The organism is Streptomyces sp. B1I3, assembly GCF_030816615.1.
Taxonomy (GTDB): domain Bacteria; phylum Actinomycetota; class Actinomycetes; order Streptomycetales; family Streptomycetaceae; genus Streptomyces.
On the sequence record NZ_JAUSYD010000001.1, the window covers coordinates 6,738,416 to 6,764,379 of the forward strand.

The window sequence follows — 25,964 nt, forward strand, 5'->3', positions numbered from 1 at the left end:
GTCCCGGGCGCCCGTTCTCCCGGCAGCAGGCCCGCGGTCCGTGCCGCCCGCCCATCCTCTTACGGCGGCGTCAGTGGCCGGCGACCGAGCGCCTGGCCACCGGGAAGTCGAAGTAGGTGTCCGGGAAGAGCTCGGGCTTGTACGTGTAGTGCCACCACTCCTCGGCCAGGTTCACGAAGCCGAGGCCGGTGAGCGTCTCCTTGAGGAACTGCCGGTTGGCCCGCTGCACTCCCCGCACCCGGGGGTCGTCCGTGTGCGACAGGGTGTCGAAGAAGTCGTAACCGGTGCCCATGTCCACCGAATTGTCCGGGAAGCGCTCCTTCTGCGGCGCGTAGCACGGAGCCGGCTCCTCGCCCGGCACATAGGGGCGGGTGGGCAGCGCGGGCAGCTTCACCAAGGTCAGGTCGACCGTGCTGCCGCGGCTGTGACCGGATTTCCCGGCGATGTAACCGTCCTCGAACAGACGCGTCTTGTCGACACGGGGATAGAACTCCCCCTTCATGGCCTGGTCGTCGAGGTCCTCGGCCCAGCGCACGAAGTGGTCCACCGCCCGCTGCGGCCGGTAGCAGTCGTACACCTTGAGCGAGTAACCCTGGCGCAGGAGGCCCGTCTGGGCGGCGTGGAGCGCGCGGGCCGCGGGCCGCGTCAGGACGCAGACGGGCTGCCGGTACCCGTCCACCGGCTCGCCCACGAAGTTGTGTGCGGTGGTGTAGCGCATCTCCGTGATGATCGTCGGATCGACGGAGCGCAGGTCGACGAACTCCGGGGGAGCCTTCGGCTCGGGCTTCGCCTCGGCCGCCGGAGCGGCCGCGGCCACGGCGAGCAGGGTGGCGCCGGCGGCGGCCAGGGTGCGCAGAGTGAGAGCGATTCCTGTCATGGCCACACCGTCTACCAGTTCGGGGGCCGCAGGAAAAGGGTGATCGGATACAGTCCGCCTTCGTGAAGGACTCCCACTGCGGCTTCTGCGGAGTTCCGTACGCCGCCGAAGCCTGGCCGCGCACCTGCACAGCCTGCGGTCACACCGCTTACCGCAACCCGCTGCCGGTCGCCGTCGCCCTGCTGCCCGTCACCGACCACCAGGGCGGTGGGCTCGTCGTCATCACCCGCGCCGTCCCACCGCACCGGGGCGGCATCGCCCTCCCGGGCGGATACGTCGACCACCGCGAGGACTGGCGCCACGCGGTCGTACGGGAACTGCGCGAGGAAACGGGCATCGAGGCGGAGGAGACGGACGTGCGGCTCGCCGACGCCCTCAGCTCATCCGACGGCCACCTCCTGCTGTTCGGCCTGCTCCCGCCCCGGCCCGCCGCCGGCCTCCCACCCTCCGCACCGACGGACGAAACAACGGGACACGCCGTGCTCCGCGCCCCGCGGACCCTGGCCTTCCCCCTGCACACGCGGGCCGTACACGCCTGGTTCGCCGGCCGCTACGGCTGAGCCCCGGACGGCATTCCCCGCACCCGCACCGGATACGGCACCCGCCCCTCCTGCCCGTCCCGCTCCACCACCACTCGTCCGTCCACGAGCCGCGACGTGTACCGCTCCACCTCCGCCCGCGCCCACCCGTCACCCCCGTCGGCGACGACCGGACCGCCCCCGGTACGGCCCGCGGCGGGCGCCCACGCCTCCAGCTCGGGCCTCCCGTCCGTCCCCCGCACCACCAGCACGGCACCCGCCCGGGCCAGCACCGGAATCCGTGACAGCGGCGCGTCCACCACCACCTGCCCGGGCCCCTCGTACGCCTGGCCGGTCACCGTGTCGTACCAGCGCCCCGCGGGCAGCCGCACGCCGCGCCGGTCGACCCCGCTCTCCAGGACCGGCGCCACGAGCAGGGCGTCACCCAGCAGGAACGCGTCCTCGCACTCCCGCAGCGCCCGGTCCCCGGGCGCCTCCCACCACAACGGCCGCACATACGGGGCACCCGTCAGCCGGGCCAGCTGCGCCAGCGTCACGAAGTACGGACGCAACCGCTCCCGCTCCTCCAGGGCGGCCTTCGCGTGCTCCAGCACCTGCGGCCCGAACTCCCACGGCTCCCGCCGTCCCGCCCGGGCCGCCGCCCGCGTACGGAACAACGGCAGATACGCACCCAGCTGGAACCACCGCAGATACAGCTCGGGCGACGGTGTCCCGTCGTACCCGCCGACATCGGACCCCGAGTACGGCACCCCGCACAGCCCGAGACCGAGCACCAGGGCCAGCGACGCCCTGAGCCCCGGCCACCCCGTGGCCACGTCCCCCGACCAGGTACCGCCGTACCGCTGCACTCCCGCCCACCCGGAACGGGAGACCAGGAACGGCCGCTCACCGGGCCGCAGTCGGCGCAGCCCATTGTGACCGGCCCGCGCCATGGCGAGGCCGTACACGTTGTGCGCCTCACGGTGATCCCCACCCCGGCCCTCCAGCGCGTGCCCGGCCGAACGCGGCAGCGAAGCATCACCGAACGCCGGGAACACCGCCGGCCCGTCCCGGTCGTGCCACACACCGGAGAACCCCTGGGTGAGGCGCTCCTCGTACAACGCCCCCCACCACGCCCGCACCTGCGGATCGGTGAAGTCCGGATAGACGCACTCGCCCGGCCATGCCTCGCCCCGCACGGGAAGGCCCTGCGGGTCCCGGACGAACGCACCGGCCGCCCCCACCGCCCCGCCGCTGTCGAACACGGCAACGCCCGGCGACGCCCTCACCGCCGGATCCACGACCGACACCAGCCGGACGCCGTCCTCACGCAGCTCCTCCGCCAGCCCGGGCAGACCGGGGAACCGCCTCCGGTCGACCGTGAACACCCGGTGGGCCTCCAGGTGGCCCATGTCCAGATGCAGCGCCGACAACGGCAGTCCGCGCTCCCGGTACCCCGCCACGAGCCGCCGCACCTCCTGCTCGCCGCCGGACCCCCACAAGGCGTGCTGCGGACCCAGTGCCCAGGACGGCGGCAGCGCGGGCGAACCCGTCAGCGCGGTCCAGCCCTGCAGCACCCTGGCCGGCGTACCGACGACGACCCAGCACCGGAGCGGACCACCCTCCATCCGCACCTCGCAGCTCCCCGGCCGGTCATGGCCGGAGCCCGCACCCTCCTCGCCCTCCCGGAGCATCACCCGGCCCGGCCACGTGTTGTCGTGGAAAGCCAGGTGAGTCCCCGCGTCCGACACGACCAGCTGTACCGGCATCGCCAGGGACGGCGGACCGCCCCCGGGGCCGGACCGGCCGTCCGCACCCGTGTTCCACAGCCGGTACGCCCCCTCCCGGAGCCTCGGGCCGTCCGCCCGTCCGCCCAGCCCGAAGAACCGCGCGTCGGCCGGGACCTCGGACAGCTGCACCCACCGCGCCACACCCCCGCCCACGGGCTCCCACCACCGCGGCGGCAACTCACGGCGCAACAGCACCCCGCCCGGGGTACGGAGCTCCACCGCCCCGTACCGCGACACCGCCACCGTCAGCCGCTCCGCGACGACCTGCCAGCCACCGTTCGTGTCCGGTTCCAGCCGCGCCCGGGGGTCCGGCTCCGGCGCCGCCCCCGGCAGCGCGTAAGAGGGCAGCGGATCCGCGCCGTCCCAGGACCAGAACACCGCGCCGCCGGCGCACACCCGGACACGCAGCTCCGAGCGGACGAACCTCACCGCACCCCCGCCCGGGCCCGGTTCGGCACTCACCAGAAGACCGGGCACCCGCGCCCGCTCCGCACCCCGCGGGGCCAGTGCCCGCGCGTCCGCGCGCCGGCGCCGCCACGCCGAACGCACCGTACGCATCCCCTGCACAGAACCGACCAGCCTCACCGCGCGCACCAGGTCACGACCATCCATGCAGGCCACCCTGCCACCCGCCCGGCCCGCGGTGGACGCCGTTCAGCTTCCGTTCACCTGTGGCCGCACCACACAGCCGGACACACGACCATGGGAGGGACACCCTGGTGCGAAATACGATCACATGGCATCGTCCGTGGATGCCGCTCACGCGCACACCCCAGCCCGTGCGCGCGACGCACGCACACCCGCGTACCCGAAAGGCCAGGGAGCCCCCATGACCTCAGCAGCCGGCGAAGCCCCGCTCTGGCAGCCCGACCCCGATCGCATCGAGGCCGCTGCCGTCACCCGCTTCCAACGCTGGGCGGCGGAGCGGTACGGGGCCCCCACCGACGGCGGGTACGCGGCTCTGCACCGCTGGTCGGTCGACGAGCTCGACACGTTCTGGCAGGCCGTCGCCGACTGGTTCGACGTACGTTTCTCCACTCCCTACGAGACCGTGATCGGCGACCGCGGCATGCCCGGCGCCCAGTGGTTCCCCGGTGCCACCCTCAACTACGCCGAACACGCCCTTCGCTCGGCGCAGGACCCGCTGCGCGCGGACGCCCCCGCCCTGGTGTACGTCGACGAGACCCACACCCAGGTCCCCGTCAGCTGGTCCGAACTCCGGCGTCAGACAGGCTCACTGGCCGCCGAACTGCGTGCCCTCGGCGTCACCCCCGGCGACCGGGTCAGCGGATACCTCCCCAACATCCCGCAGGCCGTCGTCGCCTTCCTCGCCACGGCGGCGGTCGGCGGTGTCTGGACCTCCTGCGCCCCCGACTTCGGCGCCCGCAGCGTCCTCGACCGCTTCCAGCAGGTCGAGCCCGTCGTCCTGTTCACCGTCGACGGCTACCGCTACGGCGGCAAGGAACACGACCGCACCGGCACCGTGGCCGAGCTCCGCCGTGAACTGCCCACCCTCCGCGCGGTCGTCCACATCCCCCTCCTCGGGACGGACGCACCCGAAGGAGCCCTGGAGTGGTCCGAGCTCACCTCCTCCCACGCCGAACCGGTCTTCGAGCAGGTCCCCTTCGAGCACCCGCTGTGGGTGCTGTACTCCTCCGGCACCACCGGACTTCCGAAGGCGATCGTCCAGTCCCAGGGCGGCATCCTCCTCGAACACCTCAAGCAGATCGGTCTGCACTGCGACCTCGGCCCCGACGACCGCTTCTTCTGGTACACCTCCACCGGCTGGATGATGTGGAACTTCCTCGTCTCCGGCCTGCTCACCGGCACCACCGTCGTGCTGTACGACGGCAGTCCCGGCCATCCGGACGTCAGCGCCCAGTGGCGCGTCGCCGAACAGACCGGCGCGACACTCTTCGGTACCTCGGCCGCCTATGTCATGGCCTGCCGGAAGGCCGGCATCCATCCGGGGCGGGACCACGACCTCAGCCGCGTCCAGTGCGTCGCCACCACCGGGTCCCCGCTGCCGCCCGACGGCTTCCGCTGGCTCCACGACGAGGTGGCCGACGACCTGTGGATCGCCTCCGTCAGCGGCGGCACGGACGTGTGCAGCTGCTTCGCCGGCGCGGTCCCCACCCTCCCGGTGCACATCGGCGAACTGCAGGCCCCCTGTCTCGGCACGGACCTCCAGTCCTGGGGCCCCGCGGGTGAACCGCTGATCGGCGAGGTCGGGGAGCTCGTCGTCACGAGCCCACTGCCCTCCATGCCGATCCGCTTCTGGAACGACCCCGACGGCAGCCGCTACCACGACAGCTACTTCGACATGTACCCCGGCGTCTGGCGCCACGGGGACTGGATCACCATCACCGACCGCGGCTCCGTCGTCATCCACGGCCGCTCGGACTCCACGCTCAACCGGCAGGGCGTGCGGATGGGATCCGCCGACATCTACGAGGCGGTCGAACGGCTCCCCGAGATCCGTGAGTCCCTCGTCATCGGTCTCGAAGAACCCGACGGCGGCTACTGGATGCCGCTCTTCGTCCACCTGGCGCCGGGCGCGGCCCTCGACGACGTACTCCGCGACCGCATCAAGCGGACGATCCGCGAGAACCTCTCCCCGCGTCACGTGCCGGACGAGATCATCGAAGTCCCCGGCATCCCGCACACCCTCACGGGCAAGCGCATCGAGGTTCCGGTCAAGCGGCTCCTCCAGGGCACAGCCCTGTCCAAGGCGGTCAATCCGGGCTCCATCGACAACCTCGAACTCCTCCACTTCTACGAGACCCTCGCCCGGCAGCGCCGCTGACCCCTCGTCCGGACGAGCCGTTGTCAGCCCCCCTGGTTACGCTGAGTGAGCATCGATCGCAGTGCACAGGGGGACTCAATGGCGCACACCGAGCAGACGAACACCGAGACGACGAAGCGCGTCGGGCGGGCGAAGCGCCGCAGGCGTACCGGGCACACCCGCCACCGGTCAGGCCCCTCGGTGCGGCGCGCGCTGCGCCGCGACGCACCGAGCACCGTGGGCCTCCTGGTCGACGCGGAGGACTTCGCGGCCATGCGCCGCTACCGCAGCTTCACCTTCGACGACCACGCCGTCTATCTCCAGCAGGTCGAAGGCCTGCTCAGGTCACTCGCCGCGCAGGGCACCCACACCACGGTGGCCCTCTTCGACCCCGAGGACTACGCCGAGTTCTGCAGGGAAACCGGCCTCGATCCGGACGGACGGGCGAGCCGCAGCCGCTTCACCGCCGAAGTCGCCGCCGCGGGCGCCACCGTGGCCTACCAGGGCCAGCCCATCGACGCCCTGATCCCGCTGCTCGTGTCGCGTGCCGTCCGCCGGGCGACCTGGGAGTACGCCACGATGCTCCTGGCCGGCCTCGGCGACTGCGCGGACTGCGGACAGGACATCGGCCGCGCCGCCTTCGACCGGGCCTCCCATCTCCTCGTCCGGCTGCTGGAGACGGCGGGACCGGGCACGCACCACGTGGTCTGCAGCACGCCCACGAAGAACGAACAGCTCCTCGCGGTCCTCCACATCACGGGGGAGGGGGGCGGTCCCGCCCGTCTCGACTCCTCGGAGGGAGCGGAATTCACCACCGTGCTCGCCGTGGGCGTCGCACTCGAGATGCCGGGCGGTGTCGTCCTGCGCACCACCGTTCCCCATCGCCCGGACCGCGTGCACGGCTGGCGCCTGGTCCGCGGCGGTCTCGTCCCGCTCACGGCGGGAGAGGTCTTCAGCGCCTACTGCACCGATGCCGAGACGGGTGAACCCGTCCCACCGGAATCCGGCGTCGAGTACTGCGCGGGCTTCGACCTCGGCGCCGACGCACCGGGGGAGCACCACTGAGACACCGCGGGCACAGGTGAGGACCGGTGAGACGCCGAAGGGGCTCCCGCCGTGAACGACGGGAACCCCTTCGGCTCCGGACTTCGGCCCGGGCCCGGCGCCGGAAGGCGCTACTCGCCCGACAGCACGGCCTGCGCGGCGAGGCGCGCCTCATCGGCGGAGTCCGCGGCGCGGGCGGCGGACGCCGCGCGCTCACACTGCGCCAGCGTGTGTTTCGCGAGCGTCGCGCGCACGTAGGGAATGGACGCGGCACCCATCGAGAGGGAGGTGACGCCCAGACCCGTCAGCACACAGGCGAGAAGGGGGTCCGATGCAGCCTCACCGCAGACACCGCAGCTCTTGCCCTCGGCCCTGGCGGCGTCGGCCGACAGCGCGACCAGGTCCAGGAGCGCGGGCTGCCAGGGGTCCTGGAGCCGGGACACGGCTCCCACCTGACGGTCGGCCGCGAAGGTGTACTGCGCCAGGTCGTTGGTGCCCAGCGAGAGGAACTCGACTTCCTGCAGGATCGAGCGCGCCCGCAGTGCGGCGGACGGAATCTCCACCATCGCGCCGAACTTCGCCTGCAGCCCAGCCTCACGGCAGGCGTCGGCGAACGCCTTGGCGTCGGCGCGGTCCGCCACCATCGGGGCCATGACCTCGAGGTACACCGGCAGACCCTCGGCCGCCTTGGACAGGGCCGTCAGCTGCGTCCGCAGGACATCGGGGTGGTCGAGCAGACTGCGCAGGCCACGGACACCGAGCGCGGGGTTCGGCTCGTCCGCGGGTGTCAGGAAGTCCAGCGGCTTGTCCGCACCCGCGTCCAGCACCCGGACGACCACGCGCCCCTCGGGGAACGCCTCCAGTACCGCGCGGTAGGCCGTGACTTGCTTCTCCTCGGACGGAGCCTGCTTGCTGTCGTCCAGGAACAGGAACTCGGTACGGAAGAGCCCGACGCCCTCGGCGCCGGCCTCCACCGCCGCCGGCACGTCCGCAGGACCACCGATGTTGGCGAGCAGCGGGACCTTGTGGCCGTCGGAGGTGGCACCGGGACCGGTCGTGGCGGAGAGAGCCGCCTTGCGGGCCGCCGCGGCGCTCTCCATCTCGGAACGCTTATCCTCGCTCGGCTCGACGAAGATCTCACCGGTACTGCCGTCGACCGCGACGACCGTGCCCTCGGTGATCTCCCCGGCTCCAGGAAGGGCCACGACGGCCGGCACGCCGAGCGCCCGCGCGAGGATCGCGCTGTGGCTGGTCGGCCCGCCCTCCTCGGTGACGAAGCCCAGGACCAGCGTCGGATCGAGCAGCGCCGTGTCCGCCGGAGCCAGGTCACGCGCGATCAGTACGTACGGCTCGTCGCTGTCCGGCACGCCCGGCATCGGGACGCCGAGCAGTCGCGCGACGATCCGGTTGCGTACGTCGTCGAGGTCGGCGACCCGCCCCGCCAGGTACTCACCGGCATTGGCGAGCAGCGCCCGGTAGGCGGCGAACGCGTCGTACACGCCCCGCTCGGCGGTGCTGCCGACAGCGATGCGGCGCTCCACATCGGCGATGAGCTCGGGGTCCTGAGCCATCATGGCCTGGGCCTCGAGCACGTGCTGAGCCTCGCCCCCCGCCAGATTGCCGCGCGCAATCAGGTCGGCCGCGACAGCTTCCACGGCCTGGCGGGCACGCCCCTGTTCGCGCTCGGCCTCCTCCGCGGGAATCTGTTTGGCGGGCGGCTCCAGGACCGCCGTGCCCATGTGCCGAACCTCGCCGATCGCCACACCGTGGCTCACGCCGACGCCTCGCAGCGTTGTCTCCATTTCACCCGTCTCCGATTGTGCGGTGGCTGTGCCGCCGCGGTGTATGCCCAATTGGCTTGTCACTGCGCCTGATATCGAGCCGAGCGTGTCACTGCCAGCCGAACAGCGTCTCGCCGATCTTCACGTCGCCGTCCTCGCGGACATCGGAGAGGGAGTCGGCGGTGGCCTCGAGCGCCACGACCGGGCAGATCGCGGACTTTCCGGCTGCCTCCACACCGGCCGGGTCCCAGCGCACGATGCCCTGGCCACGGGTCACGGTGTCCCCCTTGTTCACCAGGAGCTCGAAACCCTCACCGTTGAGCTGGACGGTGTCGATACCGAGATGTGTGAGCACGCCGTGTCCCTGGTCGTCCACGACGACGAAGGCGTGCGGGTGCAGGGAGACGACGATGCCGTCGACCGGCGAGACGGCCTCCGACGGCTCGCGCAGCGGGTCGATGGCGGTACCGGGACCCACCATCGCGCCGGAGAACACCGGGTCGGGAACCGCGGTGAGTCCGATGACGCGGCCGGCAAGAGGGGACGTCACTGTGGTCATGGGGAGCCTCCCAGGGGGTGGAGATTCTTGTGTCGCCGCCGGGGCTGATGAAGGACGGCGTACTGATCAGCAGAGTAAGTCATATGAAGTCCCGGTTCCGCCCGAGAGCTACCGGTTGACAGACCTAGAGACGCACCGGACGGGATTTGCCTCGTCTCACGGCAACCTGTACTGTCGTACTCCTGCCTGGCCCCAACGCGACGTCGAGTCGGGGGCCGGCGGCGACTCCCAAGCACAGACTGTATCTCCGACCGTAATCCTGCATGCCTGCGGGACCTGGTCAGGGAAATGGAAAAGGCCTGATAGAGTCGGACTCGCCGGAAAGGGAAACGCGAAAGCGAAGAACTGGAAAGCGAAACAGCAGGAACCCGCTTCGGCCGGGAATCGGACACGAAAGAGTCTGATAGAGTCGGAAACGCAAGAACGAAGGGAAGCGCCCGGAGGGCCCCGGTGAAACGGGACCGAAGGAAGCGTCCGTTCCTTGAGAACTCAACAGCGTGCCAAAAGTCAACGCCAGATATGTTGATACCCCGGCCTGCTTCGGCAGGTTGGTGGTTCCTTTGAAAAAGTCCTGCCGGCCTTTACCGGTCCGGTAGGCAACAACAGCGAGGACGCTGTGAACAACCGTTCTTATTCCGATCGGTTGTTCCGCTCTCGTGTTGTGATCCCGATTACGGGAAAACATTCACGGAGAGTTTGATCCTGGCTCAGGACGAACGCTGGCGGCGTGCTTAACACATGCAAGTCGAACGATGAAGCCTTTCGGGGTGGATTAGTGGCGAACGGGTGAGTAACACGTGGGCAATCTGCCCTTCACTCTGGGACAAGCCCTGGAAACGGGGTCTAATACCGGATAACACTCTGTCCCGCATGGGACGGGGTTAAAAGCTCCGGCGGTGAAGGATGAGCCCGCGGCCTATCAGCTTGTTGGTGGGGTGATGGCCTACCAAGGCGACGACGGGTAGCCGGCCTGAGAGGGCGACCGGCCACACTGGGACTGAGACACGGCCCAGACTCCTACGGGAGGCAGCAGTGGGGAATATTGCACAATGGGCGAAAGCCTGATGCAGCGACGCCGCGTGAGGGATGACGGCCTTCGGGTTGTAAACCTCTTTCAGCAGGGAAGAAGCGAAAGTGACGGTACCTGCAGAAGAAGCGCCGGCTAACTACGTGCCAGCAGCCGCGGTAATACGTAGGGCGCAAGCGTTGTCCGGAATTATTGGGCGTAAAGAGCTCGTAGGCGGCTTGTCACGTCGGATGTGAAAGCCCGGGGCTTAACCCCGGGTCTGCATTCGATACGGGCTAGCTAGAGTGTGGTAGGGGAGATCGGAATTCCTGGTGTAGCGGTGAAATGCGCAGATATCAGGAGGAACACCGGTGGCGAAGGCGGATCTCTGGGCCATTACTGACGCTGAGGAGCGAAAGCGTGGGGAGCGAACAGGATTAGATACCCTGGTAGTCCACGCCGTAAACGTTGGGAACTAGGTGTTGGCGACATTCCACGTCGTCGGTGCCGCAGCTAACGCATTAAGTTCCCCGCCTGGGGAGTACGGCCGCAAGGCTAAAACTCAAAGGAATTGACGGGGGCCCGCACAAGCAGCGGAGCATGTGGCTTAATTCGACGCAACGCGAAGAACCTTACCAAGGCTTGACATATACCGGAAAGCATCAGAGATGGTGCCCCCCTTGTGGTCGGTATACAGGTGGTGCATGGCTGTCGTCAGCTCGTGTCGTGAGATGTTGGGTTAAGTCCCGCAACGAGCGCAACCCTTGTTCTGTGTTGCCAGCATGCCCTTCGGGGTGATGGGGACTCACAGGAGACTGCCGGGGTCAACTCGGAGGAAGGTGGGGACGACGTCAAGTCATCATGCCCCTTATGTCTTGGGCTGCACACGTGCTACAATGGCCGGTACAATGAGCTGCGATGCCGCGAGGCGGAGCGAATCTCAAAAAGCCGGTCTCAGTTCGGATTGGGGTCTGCAACTCGACCCCATGAAGTCGGAGTTGCTAGTAATCGCAGATCAGCATTGCTGCGGTGAATACGTTCCCGGGCCTTGTACACACCGCCCGTCACGTCACGAAAGTCGGTAACACCCGAAGCCGGTGGCCCAACCCCTTGTGGGAGGGAGCTGTCGAAGGTGGGACTGGCGATTGGGACGAAGTCGTAACAAGGTAGCCGTACCGGAAGGTGCGGCTGGATCACCTCCTTTCTAAGGAGCACTTCTTACCCGGTTTTCCGGGTCAGAGGCCAGTACACCGGCGAATGTTCGGTGCTGGTTGCTCATGGGTGGAACGTTGACTATTCGGCACGACAGGTTGGTCGCTACTAGTACTGCTTCGGCGTGGAACGTGGTGATGGATCGGTCGGGTCGGGCACGCTGTTGGGTATCTGAAGGTATGGCCGTGAGGTCGCCTTCGGTTGCCGGCCCCAGTGAACTCGCCTGTAAGGGTGGGGTGATGGGTGGCTGGTCGTTGTTTGAGAACTGCACAGTGGACGCGAGCATCTGTGGCCAAGTTTTTAAGGGCGCACGGTGGATGCCTTGGCACCAGGAACCGATGAAGGACGTGGGAGGCCACGATAGTCCCCGGGGAGCTGTCAACCAAGCTTTGATCCGGGGGTTTCCGAATGGGGAAACCCGGCAGCCGTCATGGGCTGTCACCCGCTGCTGAACACATAGGCAGTGTGGAGGGAACGAGGGGAAGTGAAACATCTCAGTACCCTCAGGAAGAGAAAACAACCGTGATTCCGGGAGTAGTGGCGAGCGAAACTGGATCAGGCCAAACCGTATGCGTGTGATACCCGGCAGGGGTTGCGCATACGGGGTTGTGGGATCTCTCTTTCACAGTCTGCCGGCTGTGAGGCGAGTCAGAAACCGTTGATGTAGGCGAAGGACATGCGAAAGGTCCGGCGTAGAGGGTAAGACCCCCGTAGCTGAAACATCAACGGCTCGTTTGAGAGACACCCAAGTAGCACGGGGCCCGAGAAATCCCGTGTGAATCTGGCGGGACCACCCGCTAAGCCTAAATATTCCCTGGTGACCGATAGCGGATAGTACCGTGAGGGAATGGTGAAAAGTACCGCGGGAGCGGAGTGAAATAGTACCTGAAACCGTGTGCCTACAAGCCGTGGGAGCGTCGCTGTATGTGCTTGCACATGCAGTCGTGACTGCGTGCCTTTTGAAGAATGAGCCTGCGAGTTAGCGGTGTGTAGCGAGGTTAACCCGTGTGGGGAAGCCGTAGCGAAAGCGAGTCCGAATAGGGCGATTGAGTTGCACGCTCTAGACCCGAAGCGGAGTGATCTAGCCATGGGCAGGTTGAAGCGGAGGTAAGACTTCGTGGAGGACCGAACCCACCAGGGTTGAAAACCTGGGGGATGACCTGTGGTTAGGGGTGAAAGGCCAATCAAACTCCGTGATAGCTGGTTCTCCCCGAAATGCATTTAGGTGCAGCGTCGTGTGTTTCTTGCCGGAGGTAGAGCACTGGATAGGCGATGGGCCCTACCGGGTTACTGACCTTAGCCAAACTCCGAATGCCGGTAAGTGAGAGCACGGCAGTGAGACTGTGGGGGATAAGCTCCATGGTCGAGAGGGAAACAGCCCAGAGCATCGACTAAGGCCCCTAAGCGTACGCTAAGTGGGAAAGGATGTGGAGTCGCAGAGACAACCAGGAGGTTGGCTTAGAAGCAGCCACCCTTGAAAGAGTGCGTAATAGCTCACTGGTCAAGTGATTCCGCGCCGACAATGTAGCGGGGCTCAAGCGTACCGCCGAAGTCGTGTCATTCATACACATATCCCCAACGGGAGTATGGATGGGTAGGGGAGCGTCGTGTGCCGGGTGAAGCAGCCGCGGAAGCGAGTTGTGGACGGTTCACGAGTGAGAATGCAGGCATGAGTAGCGATACACACGTGAGAAACGTGTGCGCCGATTGACTAAGGGTTCCTGGGTCAAGCTGATCTGCCCAGGGTAAGTCGGGACCTAAGGCGAGGCCGACAGGCGTAGTCGATGGACAACCGGTTGATATTCCGGTACCCGCTTTGAAACGCCCAATACTGAATCAGGCGATGCTAAGTCCGTGAAGCCGGCCCGATCTCTTCGGAGTTGAGGGTAGTGGTGGAGCCGACGAACCAGACTTGTATTAGGTAAGCGATGGGGTGACGCAGGAAGGTAGTCCAGCCCGGGCGGTGGTTGTCCCGGGGTAAGGGTGTAGGCCGTGTGGTAGGCAAATCCGTCACACATTAAGGCTGAGACCTGATGCCGAGCCGATTGTGGTGAAGTGGATGATCCTATGCTGTCGAGAAAAGCCTCTAGCGAGTTTCATGGCGGCCCGTACCCTAAACCGACTCAGGTAGTCAGGTAGAGAATACCGAGGCGTTCGGGTGAACTATGGTTAAGGAACTCGGCAAAATGCCCCCGTAACTTCGGGAGAAGGGGGGCCATCACTGGTGATTGGATTTACTCCATGAGCTGGGGGTGGCCGCAGAGACCAGCGAGAAGCGACTGTTTACTAAAAACACAGGTCCGTGCGAAGCCGTAAGGCGATGTATACGGACTGACGCCTGCCCGGTGCTGGAACGTTAAGGGGACCGGTTAGTGCACTTTCGGGTGTGCAAAGCTGAGAACTTAAGCGCCAGTAAACGGCGGTGGTAACTATAACCATCCTAAGGTAGCGAAATTCCTTGTCGGGTAAGTTCCGACCTGCACGAATGGCGTAACGACTTCTCGACTGTCTCAACCATAGGCCCGGTGAAATTGCACTACGAGTAAAGATGCTCGTTTCGCGCAGCAGGACGGAAAGACCCCGGGACCTTTACTATAGTTTGATATTGGTGTTCGGTTCGGCTTGTGTAGGATAGGTGGGAGACTTTGAAGCGGCCACGCCAGTGGTTGTGGAGTCGTCCTTGAAATACCACTCTGGTCGTGCTGGATGTCTAACCTGGGTCCGTGATCCGGATCAGGGACAGTGTCTGATGGGTAGTTTAACTGGGGCGGTTGCCTCCTAAAGAGTAACGGAGGCGCCCAAAGGTTCCCTCAGCCTGGTTGGCAATCAGGTGTTGAGTGTAAGTGCACAAGGGAGCTTGACTGTGAGACCGACGGGTCGAGCAGGGACGAAAGTCGGGACTAGTGATCCGGCAGTGGCTTGTGGAAGCGCTGTCGCTCAACGGATAAAAGGTACCCCGGGGATAACAGGCTGATCTTCCCCAAGAGTCCATATCGACGGGATGGTTTGGCACCTCGATGTCGGCTCGTCGCATCCTGGGGCTGGAGTCGGTCCCAAGGGTTGGGCTGTTCGCCCATTAAAGCGGTACGCGAGCTGGGTTTAGAACGTCGTGAGACAGTTCGGTCCCTATCCGCTGTGCGCGTAGGAATATTGAGAAGGGCTGTCCCTAGTACGAGAGGACCGGGACGGACGAACCTCTGGTGTGCCAGTTGTCCTGCCAAGGGCATGGCTGGTTGGCTACGTTCGGAAAGGATAACCGCTGAAAGCATCTAAGCGGGAAGCCTGCTTCAAGATGAGTATTCCCACCACCTTGAGTGGTTAAGGCTCCCAGTAGACGACTGGGTTGATAGGCCAGATGTGGAAGCCCGGTAACGGGTGGAGCTGACTGGTACTAATAGGCCGAGGGCTTGTCCTCAGTTGCTCGCGTCCACTGTGTTAGTTCTGAAATAACGAACGGCCGTGTTTTCATCCGGTGTTGGTTAATTTCATAGTGTTTCGGTGGTCATTGCGTTAGGGAAACGCCCGGTTACATTCCGAACCCGGAAGCTAAGCCTTTCAGCGCCGATGGTACTGCAGGGGGGACCCTGTGGGAGAGTAGGACGCCGCCGAACAATTATTCCGGGAAAGCCCCGTGCCCTTGTGGCACGGGGCTTTTCTGCGTTCACCGCACCTCTCGGCACTCCCTTGCCCGTACCCCTGTGCACCGAGATGCCGTGGCTGAGGGTAGGGTCGGGAGGCATCATTGGCACGTTCCCCACAGGAGGCCCCCGGGTGGAGGTCCAGGAGACTCGAGTTCAGACGGACCGAGTACTCACCATCCCCAACATCCTCAGCATGGCTCGCCTCGTCGGCGTACCGCTTTTCCTGTGGCTGATCCTGCGCCCCGTGTTCGGTGGACCCAACAGCGACGGCTGGGCACTGCTGGTCCTGATGCTGAGCGGTGTCAGTGACTACCTCGACGGCAAGCTGGCCCGCCGGTGGAACCAGATCAGCCGCCTGGGCCGGCTCCTGGACCCGGCTGCCGACCGCCTGTACATCCTCTCCACGCTCGTGGGGCTCACCTGGCGCGAGATCCTTCCGCTCTGGCTCACCGCAGCGCTGCTCGCCCGTGAGCTGATGCTTCTCGTCATGGTGGCAATCCTGCGCCGCCACGGCTATCCACCCCCACAGGTCAACTTCCTCGGGAAGGCGGCGACCTTCAACCTGATGTACGCCTTCCCCTTGTTGCTGCTCAGCGACGGAAGTGGTTGGCTGGCCTCGTTGGGCGCCATTTTCGGATGGGCGTTCGCTGGGTGGGGTACAACCCTCTATTGGTGGGCAGGGATCCTCTACGTGGTCCAAGTCCGCCGACTCGTCAAGGCGGATGTAGTAGCCGATTAGCTCGTTGATGCGGTGCCGTGCAGAGTCGCCGGTCCGCACCGGATGCTGTGGTATTCCCCCGACGGGTGAAGTCGGCTAGACCGTCGTCTGTTCAAGGAGGACGTTTCCGACATGAAGGCCGTCGTGATGGCAGGCGGTGAAGGCACCCGCCTTCGCCCCATGACCTCAAGCATGCCCAAGCCGCTTCTGCCCGTGGCCAACAGGCCGATCATGGAGCATGTGCTTCGGCTGCTCAAACGGCATGGGCTCAATGAGACCGTCGTGACCGTTCAGTTCCTCGCCTCCCTCGTCAAGAATTACTTCGGCGACGGCGAAGAGCTCGGGATGGAACTCAGCTATGCCAACGAGGAGAAGCCACTCGGTACCGCAGGAAGCGTCAAGAACGCCGAGGAAGCCCTGAAGGACGACACCTTCCTGGTGATTTCCGGCGACGCCCTCACCGATTTCGACCTCACCGATCTCATCGCTTTCCACAAGGAGAAGGGCGCCCTCGTCACGGTGTGCCTGACCCGGGTCCCGAACCCCCTGGAATTCGGCATCACGATCGTCGACGAAGAGGGCAAGGTGGAACGCTTCCTGGAGAAGCCCACGTGGGGACAGGTCTTCTCCGACACCGTCAACACCGGCATCTACGTCATGGAGCCCGAGGTCTTCGACTACGTCCAGGCCGATGTCTCGGTCGACTGGTCGGGCGATGTGTTTCCGCAGCTCATGAAGGACGGCAAGCCGATCTACGGCTACATCGCCGAGGGCTACTGGGAAGACGTGGGTACCCACGAGAGCTACGTGAAGGCCCAGGCCGACGTCCTCGAGCGCAAGGTCGACGTCGAGCTCGACGGCTTCGAGATCTCGCCCGGGGTCTGGGTGGCCGAAGGCGCGGACGTCCATCCCGACGCCGTACTCCGCGGGCCGTTGTACATCGGTGACTACGCCAAGATCGAAGCGGGCGCCGAGATCCGCGAACACACCATCGTGGGGTCGAATGTCGTCGTGAAATCTGGTGCGTTCCTGCACCGGGCGGTGGTGCACGACAACGTGTACATCGGCCAGCACAGCAACCTGCGTGGCTGTGTGATCGGGAAGAACACCGACGTCATGCGTGCCGCCCGGATCGAGGACGGCGCCGTGATCGGCGACGAATGCCTGGTCGGTGAGGAATCGATCATTCAGGGCAACGTCCGGGTCTACCCGTTCAAGACCATCGAAGCAGGCGCCTTCGTCAACACGTCGGTGATCTGGGAGTCGCGCGGACAGGCACATCTCTTCGGGGCGCGAGGTGTCTCCGGCATCCTGAACGTCGAGATCACCCCGGAGCTCGCGGTGCGGCTCGCCGGGGCCTATGCGACGACCCTCAAGAAGGGCGCGACGGTCACCACGGCCCGTGACCACTCCCGAGGTGCCCGCGCACTGAAGAGAGCGGTCATCTCGGCGTTGCAGACGAGTGCCATCGATGTCCGTGACCTGGAGAACGTACCGCTGCCGGTCGCCCGTCAGCAGACCGCTCGCGGCAGTGCGGGCGGCATCATGATCCGCACCTCCCCCGGCGTCCCGGACTCGGTCGACATCATGTTCTTCGACGAACGGGGGGCCGACCTCTCCCAGGCGAGCCAGCGCAAACTGGACCGGGTCTACGCCCGTCAGGAGTACCGCAGGGCCTTCCCCGGCGAAATCGGTGACCTGCACTTCCCCTCGAGCGTCTTCGACTCCTACACGGGCTCGCTCCTGCGCAACGTCGACACCGGCGGAATCGCCGACGCCGGCCTCAAGGTCGTCGTGGACGCGTCCAACGGAAGCGCCGGGCTCGTACTGCCCAGCCTCCTCGGCCGGCTCGGCGTCGACGCGCTGACCATCAACCCCGGACTCGACGAGTCGCGGCCCACCGAGTCCGCCGAGGCCCGCCGGGCCGGACTGGTGCGTCTCGGCGAGATCGTATCCTCGGCCCGCGCCGCCTTCGGCGTGCGGTTCGACCCGGTCGGTGAGCGGCTCTCGCTCGTGGACGAACAGGGCCGGATCATCGAGGACGACCGGGCGCTGCTGGTCATGCTCGACCTCGTGGCGGCCGAGCGGCGGAGCGGGCGGGTCGCCCTGCCGGTGACGACCACGCGCGTGGCCGAGCAGGTGGCGGCCTACCACGGCACGCAGGTGGAGTGGACGACGACGTCCCCGGACGACCTGACACGGGTCGGGCGGGAGGACACGACCATCTTCGGAGGCGACGGCCGTGGTGGCTTCATCGTCCCCGAGTTCAGCAGCGTCTTCGACGGTGCCGCGGCCTTCGTCAGGCTCATCGGACTGGTGGCCCGGACGCAGCTCACGCTGAGCCAGATCGATGCCAGGATCCCGCGTGCCCATGTCCTGCGCCGTGACCTCGCGACGCCGTGGGCGGTCAAGGGACTCGTCATGCGGCGGGTCGTGGAAGCCGCAGGGGAGCGCAGCGTGGACACCACCGACGGTGTCCGCGTGGTCGAGGCGGACGGCCGCTGGGTGATGGTCCTGCCCGACCCGGCCGAGGCCGTGACCCACCTCTGGGCCGAAGGACCGGACGACGCCTCCGCCCAGGCCCTGCTCGACGAGTGGGCCGCGATCGTGGACAGCGCCGGCGACTGAGCCGAGCTCAGGTGACCCGGGAACCGCCGCCCGCGGCTTCCGGGTCACCGGTGGGGCCATTCGGCGGCAGTCCACATGACGTGCGACGATGTGCGGCATGTCGCAGCCGCCCCCCGATCGGAGTAGCGCACCGCCGCCTCCCCGCCCCGACGCGTCCATGTCGCTGCTGACCACGGTGATGGAGCACAGCCTGGACGAGGGGTACGCCGAGGCTTCGGCACGCCGCCGGGCAGACGGAACCGCCGGCCTGCCCCGCACCCTCACGTCGAAACTGGGCCTCGCGGCCTGCCTCGTGCTGGCCGCCCTCGTGGTGACCCTCGGTGCCGCCGAGGCGCGGGTGGCCGCGCCGGTCGTGGCCAAGGAACGGGAAGAGCTCATCGACCGGGTCAACGCCGAGACCACCACCGCGGACACGCTCGAGGCCGACGTCGAGGAACTGCGCAAGGACGTCGGCGAACGCCAGCGCAAGGCGCTGGAACAGCACGGTGGCGACCAAGGCGCGCTGGTCGCCCTGCTCTCCGGGGCAACGCCCGTCCAGGGACCGGGAATCAAGCTGGTCGTCGACGACGCCGAGGACACCGACGAGGGCGGCGGCGGGCCCCGGGAGTCGACAGGTTTCGCCGACACCGGACGGGTACGCGACCGGGACCTGCAGCGGGTCGTCAACGGGCTGTGGCAGTCCGGCGCCGAAGCCGTCGCCATCAACGGGCAGCGGCTGACGGCCCTGTCGGCCATTCGTGCCGCAGGCGACGCCATACTGGTCGACAACAGGCCGCTCGTACCGCCCTACACGGTGCTCGCGGTGGGCGACGGCCCGAAGCTCGCCTCCGCCTTCCGGGACAGCGCGGACGGTCAGTACCTGCAGGCACTGCACGAGAGCTTCGACATCCGTACCAGCATCTCCGAGCAGGAGAAGGTGCGCCTGCCGGCCGCGCCGAGCCTGATCGTACGCACAGCAGAGCCCCAGGCCGCGGAGACGGGCAGTGGGGCGGCAGACACAGGGAAGGGCACATCGTGATCGCCGTACTGGGCCTCGTCGTGGGAGTCGTGGTCGGACTGTTGGTCCGGCCCGAAGTGCCGGCGGTGGTCGAGCCCTACCTGCCCATCGCCGTCGTGGCAGCGCTGGACGCGGTCTTCGGAGGGCTCCGGGCCATGCTCGACGGAATCTTCGTGGACAAGGTCTTCGTGGTGTCGTTCCTCTCGAACGTCGTGGTTGCCGCGCTGATCGTGTTCCTCGGCGACAAGCTCGGTGTCGGAGCGCAGCTCTCCACCGGTGTGGTGGTCGTCCTCGGCATCCGCATCTTCTCCAACGCCGCGGCCATCCGCCGGCACGTCTTCCGGGCGTGAGGCCGATGACCAGTGACGACAACCCGAGGCGCGGGGAGCCCGCCGGCGCGCTGCCGCCCGAGGCCCCGGCCCCCGTACCAGCACCCCAGGCCGTGCCGCAGGAGATCTCCGGGCGGCGGCGGCTGATGGCCGGGCTCTGGCCCCCCAGGGTCAGCCGGGCCCAACTCGTCGTGGCGCTCCTGCTGTTCGTCCTCGGCCTGGGCCTGGCGATCCAGGTCAGGTCGAACAGCGACAACAGCGCCCTGCGCGGTGCCCGGCAGGAGGACCTGGTCAGGATCCTCGACGAGCTCGACAACAGGACCCAGCGCCTCGAGGACGAGAAGCAGCGCCTCGACGACCAGCGCACGGAACTGGAGACCAGCTCCGACCAGGCGGAGGAGGCCCGGAAGCAGACGCTCGAGAAGGAGCGGCAGCTCGGCGTCCTGGCGGGCACCGTCGCGGCTCACGGACCCGGCATCACCCTGACCATCAGTGACCCCGGCGGAGCGATCGAGGCCGACATGCTCCTGGACGCCATCCAGGAGCTGCGCGCCGCCGGCGCGGAGGCGATCGAGGTCAACGGTGTCCGGGTGGTCGCCAACACGTACTTCTCCGGTGACGGGGGAGAGCTGAGGGTCGACGACCGCAAGATCACAGCCCCCTACGTGTTCAAGGTCATCGGCAGGCCGCAGGACCTCGAGCCGGCACTGAACATCCCCGGCGGAGTGGTGCAGACGCTCGAGAAGGAGCAGGCCACGGTGGAAGTGACACGCTACGAGGACATCGTCGTCGATGCCTTGCGACCGGCGAAGCAGCCTGACTACGCTCGGTCGTCGTCCCAGTGAGGCCGTGGCGCGCGAGGCTCGAAGGAGACGGGGACGAGGTTGCGGGGGGTCGGCGCATCGGATCGGTGACGCGTGGTGGAAACTGTCGGATGGATACGGACGTTGTGAAGATGTCCGGGTCGGCAGGTGTGTTCGTTCAGGGTTCGTCCTGCCCCACGGGCGGGTCTATTTCGGTCAAGGGGAAACGCCCGTGAAGTTGTTTGCGAAGTGGTTCGGAAAGAGTGCACGCGAGGACGGCAACAGCGCTGCCCGCCACCGTGCGCCGCGTCAGGGCCAGGGTGGCGACGAGCAGGGCGTGGAGCGCCCGCTCTTCCGCGACGAGAGGCCGGGCCAGGCAGGAGGCGGCGCCGGCGCGTCGTCCGTCGACCCTGCCGGTGCCGGGCGCATAGGTTTCGGGGAACCGTCGGCCTCGAGTACGGGTGGAGGGTTCACCCCCGCCCCGGAGGGTTCGTCCATGCCGGTGTGTTCGAGGTGCGGCCATCGAAATGCCCAGGCCAGTCGTTTCTGTTCCAACTGCGGCGCGCCGCTGAGGGGCGGGGTGCCCGAGCGTGCCTCGGAGACGACCTCCACCATCTCGATCTCCGGCATCGAGGCCTACGAGGCGGAGGCCACGGGCCAGACGGCCCTTCCCTCCCTGTCGCCCGAGGCGCAGGCCGCCGTCGACGCCCTGCCGGCCGGTTCCGCGCTCCTGGTGGTGCGCCGCGGCCCGAACTCCGGCAGCCGCTTCCTCCTGGACAGCGACCTCACCACGGCCGGCCGGCACCCGCAGAGCGACATCTTCCTCGACGACGTGACCGTGTCGCGGCGCCATGTGGAGTTCCACAGGAACCCGGACGGTAGTTTCACCGTGGGTGACGTCGGCAGCCTCAACGGCACGTACGTCAACCGCGAGCGCATCGATTCCGTCGCGCTGACCAACGGCGACGAAGTCCAGATCGGGAAGTACCGGCTGGTCTTCTACGCGAGCCAGCGGGGCGTGTGACCCGCTCCCGGACTCCGTCCGGGGGACCCCCAGGAAGGTCCATGCTGCGAACACCGACAGGCGGTGCCGGTCACGGCACCGCCACCCCGGACGAGCGCGCCATGAGCATCGGCACGGTGCTTCTGCAGCTGCGCGACGAGTTTCCCGAAGTGACGATCTCCAAGATCCGCTTCCTGGAGGCGGAAGGGCTCATCGAGCCGCAGCGCACGCCTTCCGGCTACCGGAAGTTCAGTACCGCCGATGTCGGGCGGCTGGCTCAGGTTCTGCGTATGCAGCGGGACCACTACCTGCCGCTCAAGGTCATCCGTGAGCATCTGGACGCCCTCGCCCGCGGTGAGCAGGCCACGCTGCCTCCCGGCGCGGGGCAGGGCGAGCTCACGGACGGCCGCCGGGACCAGGAAGCGGGCGGGGTGACCGCGGCCCGTATCGGGCGCTCCGAGCTCCTCGCCGCCGCAGAGGCCACCGAGGACCAGCTCGACGAGTGGGAGTCGTACGGCCTGATCGTGCCCACGCCGGAGGGCAGCTACGAGGCCGAGGCGGTCACGGTGGCGCGTCTTGTGGCGGATCTGGGGCGATTCGGTCTGGAACCTCGGCATCTGCGGCCCGTGAGAGCGGCCGCGGAGCGAGAGGCCGGACTGGTCGAACAGGTGGTGGCGCCCCTGCGCCGGCACCGGAATCCGCAGACCAGGGCCCATGCGGAGGCCACTGCGAGAGAGCTCGCCGAGCTGTCCGTCCGGCTCCACGCGGCCCTCGTGCAGACGGCCCTGAAGGTGCGCTTCCACTGAGTGGGAAGGGGCCCGACTATCCAAACATGCCGGGCACGTCCTAGGGTTGCTGTGTGAACGAGCTCGACGTTGTGGGTGTCCGGGTGGAAATGCCCTCCAACCAACCGATCGTGCTCCTGCGTGAAGTGGGAGGCGATCGGTACCTCCCTATCTGGATCGGTCCTGGGGAAGCGACCGCGATCGCCTTCGCCCAGCAGGGCATGGCTCCGGCCAGGCCGCTGACCCATGATCTCTTCAAGGATGTGCTCGAGGCCGTCGGCCAGGAGCTCACCGAGGTCCGGATCACGGACCTCAGAGAAGGGGTCTTCTACGCGGAGCTGGTCTTCGCCAGCGGGGTCGAGGTGAGCGCGCGGCCGTCCGACGCCATAGCGCTCGCCCTGCGCACCGGCACGCCGATCTACGGCAGTGACGGAGTGCTCGACGACGCGGGAATCGCGATCCCGGACGAGCAGGAGGACGAGGTGGAGAAATTCCGCGAATTCCTCGACCAGATCTCGCCGGAGGACTTCGGGACCAACAGCCAGTGACCGCCCCGCAGGGGCGCCGTCAGCGCATTCGAGAAGCCGTTCCCGTATTCCGGTCACGGGAAACCACCCTCAGGGTGATTATCACTCGGCGTGCCGAGTGTGGCGATCGTTGACGCACCCCTGGTGACTGCCTACCTTCGAGATGGCAGGTCAAGGACGGAGGTCGGCGTGAGAAGCAGCGGCGACGGTACGGCTGCGGGTGGGCCGTACCGGCAGCACGGCAGTGCGGCCGACCAGACCATCAGACAGCCGGTACGGCCGGCGACGATGGCGGCGGACGGTACGGCAGTGGAAGACGGTATCGGGTACCGGGGGCCGACGGCATGCGCGGCGGCCGGGATCACCTACCGGCAGCTCGACTACTGGGCGCGCACGGGGCTCGTGGAGCCGAGCGTGCGTCCGGCGTACGGGTCGGGGACGCAACGCCTCTACAGTTTCAGGGACGTGGTCCTCCTCAAGATCGTCAAAAGATTCCTGGACACCGGGGTCGCACTGCAGAACATCCGCTCCACGGTCCAGCACCTCCGGGACCGTGGATTCACCGACCTCGAGCGCATGACGCTCATGAGCGACGGGGCCACGGTCTACGAGTGCTCCTCGCCGGACGAGGTCGTGAATCTGCTGCAGGGCGGCCAGGGCGTCTTCGGCATCGCCGTCGGTGTCGTCTGGCGCGACGTGGACGCGGCTCTGTCGCAACTGCACGGCGAGCGGGTCGACACGGGCGAGACACTGATCGGCAACAACCCCACCGACGAACTGGCCCGCCGCCGCAACCGTGCGGGCTGAGTGCCGCCCCGCGCCACCGACGAGCCGGGCAGGCCGGTTGTCAGTGGCGTAGGGCAGCATCGGTGCTGTGAGAGCCGCGCCCACCATCCTGCATCTGGACATGGATGCCTTCTACGCCTCTGCGGAGCAGGCGGCGAAGCCGAGCCTGCGTGGGAAGCCGGTCGTGGTGGGCGGTCTGGGGATGCGCGGGGTGGTCGCCACCGCTTCGTACGAGGCGCGGCGCTTCGGCGTCCATTCGGCGATGCCGATGGCACAGGCCCGGCGGCTTGCGCCCAACGCGGCCTACCTCGTGCCCCGTTTCGCCCTCTACAGGACGGTGAGCGACCAGGTGATGACGCTGCTCGGGCGGCTGTCACCGCTCGTGGAGCCGCTCAGTCTGGACGAGGCCTTCGTCGATCTCGAGGCCGGGGGAGTCGCCGACGACTCGGCGTCCGCCCGCCTGATCGGTGAGCAGCTGCGGACGGTCATCAGGGGCGTCACCGGGCTCAGCGGTTCCGTGGGGCTCGCGGGATCCAAGATGCTGGCCAAGATCGCCTCCGAGGAGGCGAAGCCGGACGGCCTCATGCTGATCGAGCCCGGCACCGAGCGCGAACTCCTGGCCCCGATGTCGGTACGGATCCTCCCGGGAGTGGGACCCGCCACGGGCGACCATCTGCGCCGCGCCGGTATGACCGTGGTCCAGGACCTGGCGGAGGCGGGGGAGGCGGAGCTCGTACGCCTGCTGGGCAAGGCGCACGGTGTCGCCCTGTACCGCATGGCCCTGGGCTACGACGACCGTCCCGTCGTCGCGGAACGGGACGCGAAGTCCGTGTCCGTCGAGGACACCTTCGACGTGGACCTGCACGACCGCGTGCGGGTCCGGACGGAGGTGGAGCGCCTGGCGGACCGGTGCGTCCAGCGGTTGCGGGGCGCGGGGCGGTCCGGGCGGACCGTGGTGCTCAAGGTGCGGCGCTACGACTTCTCCACGCTGACCCGGTCCGAGACCCTGCGCGGCCCTACCGACGACCCCACGGTGGTCAGGGAGGCCGCCGCACGGCTGCTGGAGGCCGTCGACACCACGGGCGGCGTACGTCTCCTCGGTGTCGGCGTCACGGGCCTCGCGGACTTCACCCAGGAGGATCTGTTCGCCCAGGCCGCGGACGCCCTGCAGACGGCGGCCGGCGCGGCCGGCGCGGCCGGTGCGTCCGGCGCGGAGGACACCCCGGCCGCGCCGGACACCCCGGCCGGGGAGCGGGAGCGGCCGGAGCCCGCGCCCGCGCCCTCCCGGCAGTGGCCCGCCGGGAGCGACGTACGGCACGGGACCCATGGTCACGGCTGGGTGCAGGGGAGCGGCGTGGGCCGAGTCACCGTGCGGTTCGAGGAGCCGCAGACGCCGCCCGGCCGGGTGCGTACGTTCCGTGTCGACGACCCGGAACTGCACCCGGCCGATCCGCTGCCCCTGGTCCGGGAGCCGGTGGACTACTCCTCGTGGCCGGCCAGTCTGCCGAAGTCCCTGTCCGGGCCCACGCCGCCCGACGGTGCCGCGTCCAGACCGTAATGGCGGTACAGCTGCAGTTCCTGTTCCGGGGACAGGTGGCGCCCGACGCCGAAGTCGGGCGCGTCCTTGATCAGGGCCCGGTCGAAGGGGATGTGCAGCGAACCGTCGACGAACTCGCTCGGCTCCAGCGGTACGAACGCGTCACGGGTGAAGAGCCCGGTGCGCACGGCCGCCCACTCGGGCACTCCGGTGGCATCGTCGAGATATACCTCGTCCACCGTTCCGATCTTGGTGCCTTTACGGTCGAACGCCTTGCGGCCGATCAGGCTGCGCGGATCGATGTCGGTCTGCACGGTGCCTCCCACTGCTCGCAACTCCATGAGGGTGGTCACGACTGCACCACAGGCACTACCCAAGGCCAGATTCGGGGCTTCGGCCACTCGAGACGGACGGCGCCGGCCCGCTGGTAGGCTGGAGGCGGCTGCCGACCCCGTGCGGGAGAGTCCTCCGTGAAGTCGGAGGCGCCGAAGGAGCAACTCCTCCCCGGAATCTCTCAGGCACCCGTACCGCACGGACGAGGTCACTCTGGAAAGCAGGACGGTACCCGCACGGCCCCGGCCGGGACGGTGCCCGTCCTCACCGACGGTGAAAGCCGGCTCGCCCCCGGGCGGCTGGTG

Annotated in this window: 18 protein-coding genes, 3 rRNA genes and 1 riboswitch; of the genes, 16 read left to right on the forward strand and 5 right to left on the reverse strand. The window is 67.5% G+C overall.

What is annotated here, in order from left to right; translation table 11 throughout:
• Positions 1–70: 70 nt before the first annotated feature.
• Positions 71–877 (reverse strand): M15 family metallopeptidase, encoded by an 807-nt coding sequence (locus tag QFZ58_RS30625; protein WP_307128116.1) that lies wholly within the window; start codon positions 875–877, stop codon positions 71–73.
• A 62-nt stretch (positions 878–939) separates the two neighbouring features.
• On the opposite strand from QFZ58_RS30625, the gene QFZ58_RS30630 reads away from it, so the two are divergent.
• Positions 940–1,437, forward strand: coding sequence for an NUDIX domain-containing protein (locus QFZ58_RS30630; RefSeq protein ID WP_307128117.1), 498 nt, complete (start codon positions 940–942; stop codon positions 1,435–1,437).
• Here the strand turns inward: QFZ58_RS30630 and QFZ58_RS30635 are convergent.
• Positions 1,428–3,797, reverse strand: a complete 2,370-nt coding sequence (locus tag QFZ58_RS30635; protein WP_307128118.1) for a glycoside hydrolase family 31 protein — start codon at positions 3,795–3,797, stop codon at positions 1,428–1,430. The genes QFZ58_RS30630 and QFZ58_RS30635 overlap by 10 nt on opposite strands.
• A gap of 217 nt (positions 3,798–4,014) precedes the next feature.
• On the opposite strand from QFZ58_RS30635, the gene QFZ58_RS30640 reads away from it, so the two are divergent.
• Together QFZ58_RS30640 and QFZ58_RS30645 are read left to right on the forward strand one after the other, a co-directional pair.
• Entirely contained in the window at positions 4,015–5,991 is a 1,977-nt protein-coding gene (locus QFZ58_RS30640; protein ID WP_307128119.1) for an acetoacetate--CoA ligase, read from the forward strand.
• A gap of 78 nt (positions 5,992–6,069) precedes the next feature.
• Positions 6,070–7,035 (forward strand): hypothetical protein, encoded by a 966-nt coding sequence (locus QFZ58_RS30645; RefSeq protein ID WP_307128120.1) that lies wholly within the window; start codon positions 6,070–6,072, stop codon positions 7,033–7,035.
• Positions 7,036–7,145: 110 nt separating this feature from the next.
• On the opposite strand, the gene ptsP is transcribed toward QFZ58_RS30645, so the two are convergent.
• Positions 7,146–8,816 carry a phosphoenolpyruvate--protein phosphotransferase gene (gene ptsP / locus QFZ58_RS30650; protein ID WP_307128121.1) on the reverse strand — a complete coding sequence of 557 codons (1,671 nt, stop codon included), beginning with the start codon at positions 8,814–8,816 and terminating at the stop codon, positions 7,146–7,148.
• Between the two features lie 88 nt (positions 8,817–8,904).
• Positions 8,905–9,354, reverse strand: coding sequence for a PTS glucose transporter subunit IIA (locus QFZ58_RS30655; protein ID WP_307128122.1), 450 nt, complete (start codon positions 9,352–9,354; stop codon positions 8,905–8,907).
• A gap of 684 nt (positions 9,355–10,038) precedes the next feature.
• On the opposite strand from QFZ58_RS30655, the gene QFZ58_RS30660 reads away from it, so the two are divergent.
• From QFZ58_RS30660 to QFZ58_RS30720, 13 genes are all read left to right on the forward strand, one after another.
• Positions 10,039–11,564 (forward strand): 16S ribosomal RNA (locus tag QFZ58_RS30660).
• A gap of 298 nt (positions 11,565–11,862) precedes the next feature.
• Positions 11,863–14,987 (forward strand): 23S ribosomal RNA (locus QFZ58_RS30665).
• Between the two features lie 79 nt (positions 14,988–15,066).
• Positions 15,067–15,183 (forward strand): 5S ribosomal RNA (gene rrf / locus QFZ58_RS30670).
• Together the 16S, 23S and 5S rRNA genes form the textbook arrangement of a ribosomal RNA operon.
• 160 nt (positions 15,184–15,343) lie before the next feature.
• Positions 15,344–15,952 carry a CDP-alcohol phosphatidyltransferase family protein gene (locus QFZ58_RS30675; RefSeq protein WP_307128123.1) on the forward strand — a complete coding sequence of 203 codons (609 nt, stop codon included), beginning with the start codon at positions 15,344–15,346 and terminating at the stop codon, positions 15,950–15,952.
• Positions 15,953–16,063: 111 nt separating this feature from the next.
• Positions 16,064–18,559 (forward strand): mannose-1-phosphate guanyltransferase, encoded by a 2,496-nt coding sequence (locus QFZ58_RS30680; RefSeq protein WP_307128124.1) that lies wholly within the window; start codon positions 16,064–16,066, stop codon positions 18,557–18,559.
• A gap of 97 nt (positions 18,560–18,656) precedes the next feature.
• On the forward strand, positions 18,657–19,577 hold the full coding sequence (locus tag QFZ58_RS30685) for a DUF881 domain-containing protein (RefSeq protein ID WP_307128125.1): 921 nt from the start codon (positions 18,657–18,659) through the stop codon (positions 19,575–19,577).
• On the forward strand, positions 19,574–19,906 hold the full coding sequence (locus QFZ58_RS30690) for a small basic family protein (RefSeq protein WP_003970459.1): 333 nt from the start codon (positions 19,574–19,576) through the stop codon (positions 19,904–19,906). Before QFZ58_RS30685 ends, QFZ58_RS30690 begins: the two co-directional genes overlap by 4 nt.
• Positions 19,907–19,911: 5 nt before the next feature.
• Complete coding sequence (locus QFZ58_RS30695) at positions 19,912–20,730, forward strand: DUF881 domain-containing protein (protein ID WP_307128126.1); 819 nt, start codon at positions 19,912–19,914, stop codon at positions 20,728–20,730.
• Between the two features lie 61 nt (positions 20,731–20,791).
• Positions 20,792–21,712, forward strand: a complete 921-nt coding sequence (locus tag QFZ58_RS30700) for an FHA domain-containing protein (RefSeq protein WP_307129049.1) — start codon at positions 20,792–20,794, stop codon at positions 21,710–21,712.
• Between the two features lie 41 nt (positions 21,713–21,753).
• Positions 21,754–22,497, forward strand: a complete 744-nt coding sequence (locus QFZ58_RS30705) for a MerR family transcriptional regulator (RefSeq protein WP_307128127.1) — start codon at positions 21,754–21,756, stop codon at positions 22,495–22,497.
• Between the two features lie 53 nt (positions 22,498–22,550).
• The gene (locus tag QFZ58_RS30710) at positions 22,551–23,024 is read left to right on the forward strand and encodes a bifunctional nuclease family protein (RefSeq protein ID WP_006123076.1); all 474 of its coding nucleotides are present in this window, start codon (positions 22,551–22,553) and stop codon (positions 23,022–23,024) included.
• A gap of 168 nt (positions 23,025–23,192) precedes the next feature.
• Positions 23,193–23,810, forward strand: a complete 618-nt coding sequence (locus QFZ58_RS30715) for a MerR family transcriptional regulator (RefSeq protein WP_307128128.1) — start codon at positions 23,193–23,195, stop codon at positions 23,808–23,810.
• A 67-nt stretch (positions 23,811–23,877) separates the two neighbouring features.
• Entirely contained in the window at positions 23,878–25,347 is a 1,470-nt protein-coding gene (locus QFZ58_RS30720; protein WP_307128129.1) for a DNA polymerase IV, read from the forward strand.
• Here QFZ58_RS30720 and QFZ58_RS30725 read toward each other — a convergent pair.
• Entirely contained in the window at positions 25,269–25,640 is a 372-nt protein-coding gene (locus QFZ58_RS30725) for a PRC-barrel domain-containing protein (RefSeq protein WP_307129050.1), read from the reverse strand. The genes QFZ58_RS30720 and QFZ58_RS30725 overlap by 79 nt on opposite strands.
• Positions 25,641–25,772: 132 nt before the next feature.
• Positions 25,773–25,866: riboswitch (glycine riboswitch) on the forward strand.
• The last annotated feature ends 98 nt before the right edge of the window (positions 25,867–25,964 follow it).

Bases quoted from the DNA above. Each gene is read 5' to 3' on its own strand.
- QFZ58_RS30655 (WP_307128122.1), bottom strand. From the start codon at position 9,354: ATGACCACAGTGACGTCCCCTCTTGCCGGCCGCGTCATCGGACTCACC.
- QFZ58_RS30680 (WP_307128124.1), top strand. From the start codon at position 16,064: ATGAAGGCCGTCGTGATGGCAGGCGGTGAAGGCACCCGCCTTCGCCCC.
- QFZ58_RS30625 (WP_307128116.1), bottom strand. From the start codon at position 877: ATGACAGGAATCGCTCTCACTCTGCGCACCCTGGCCGCCGCCGGCGCC.
- QFZ58_RS30685 (WP_307128125.1), top strand. From the start codon at position 18,657: ATGTCGCAGCCGCCCCCCGATCGGAGTAGCGCACCGCCGCCTCCCCGC.
- QFZ58_RS30705 (WP_307128127.1), top strand. From the start codon at position 21,754: ATGCTGCGAACACCGACAGGCGGTGCCGGTCACGGCACCGCCACCCCG.
- QFZ58_RS30645 (WP_307128120.1), top strand. From the start codon at position 6,070: ATGGCGCACACCGAGCAGACGAACACCGAGACGACGAAGCGCGTCGGG.
- QFZ58_RS30695 (WP_307128126.1), top strand. From the start codon at position 19,912: ATGACCAGTGACGACAACCCGAGGCGCGGGGAGCCCGCCGGCGCGCTG.
- ptsP (WP_307128121.1), bottom strand. From the start codon at position 8,816: ATGGAGACAACGCTGCGAGGCGTCGGCGTGAGCCACGGTGTGGCGATC.
- QFZ58_RS30640 (WP_307128119.1), top strand. From the start codon at position 4,015: ATGACCTCAGCAGCCGGCGAAGCCCCGCTCTGGCAGCCCGACCCCGAT.
- QFZ58_RS30635 (WP_307128118.1), bottom strand. From the start codon at position 3,797: ATGGATGGTCGTGACCTGGTGCGCGCGGTGAGGCTGGTCGGTTCTGTG.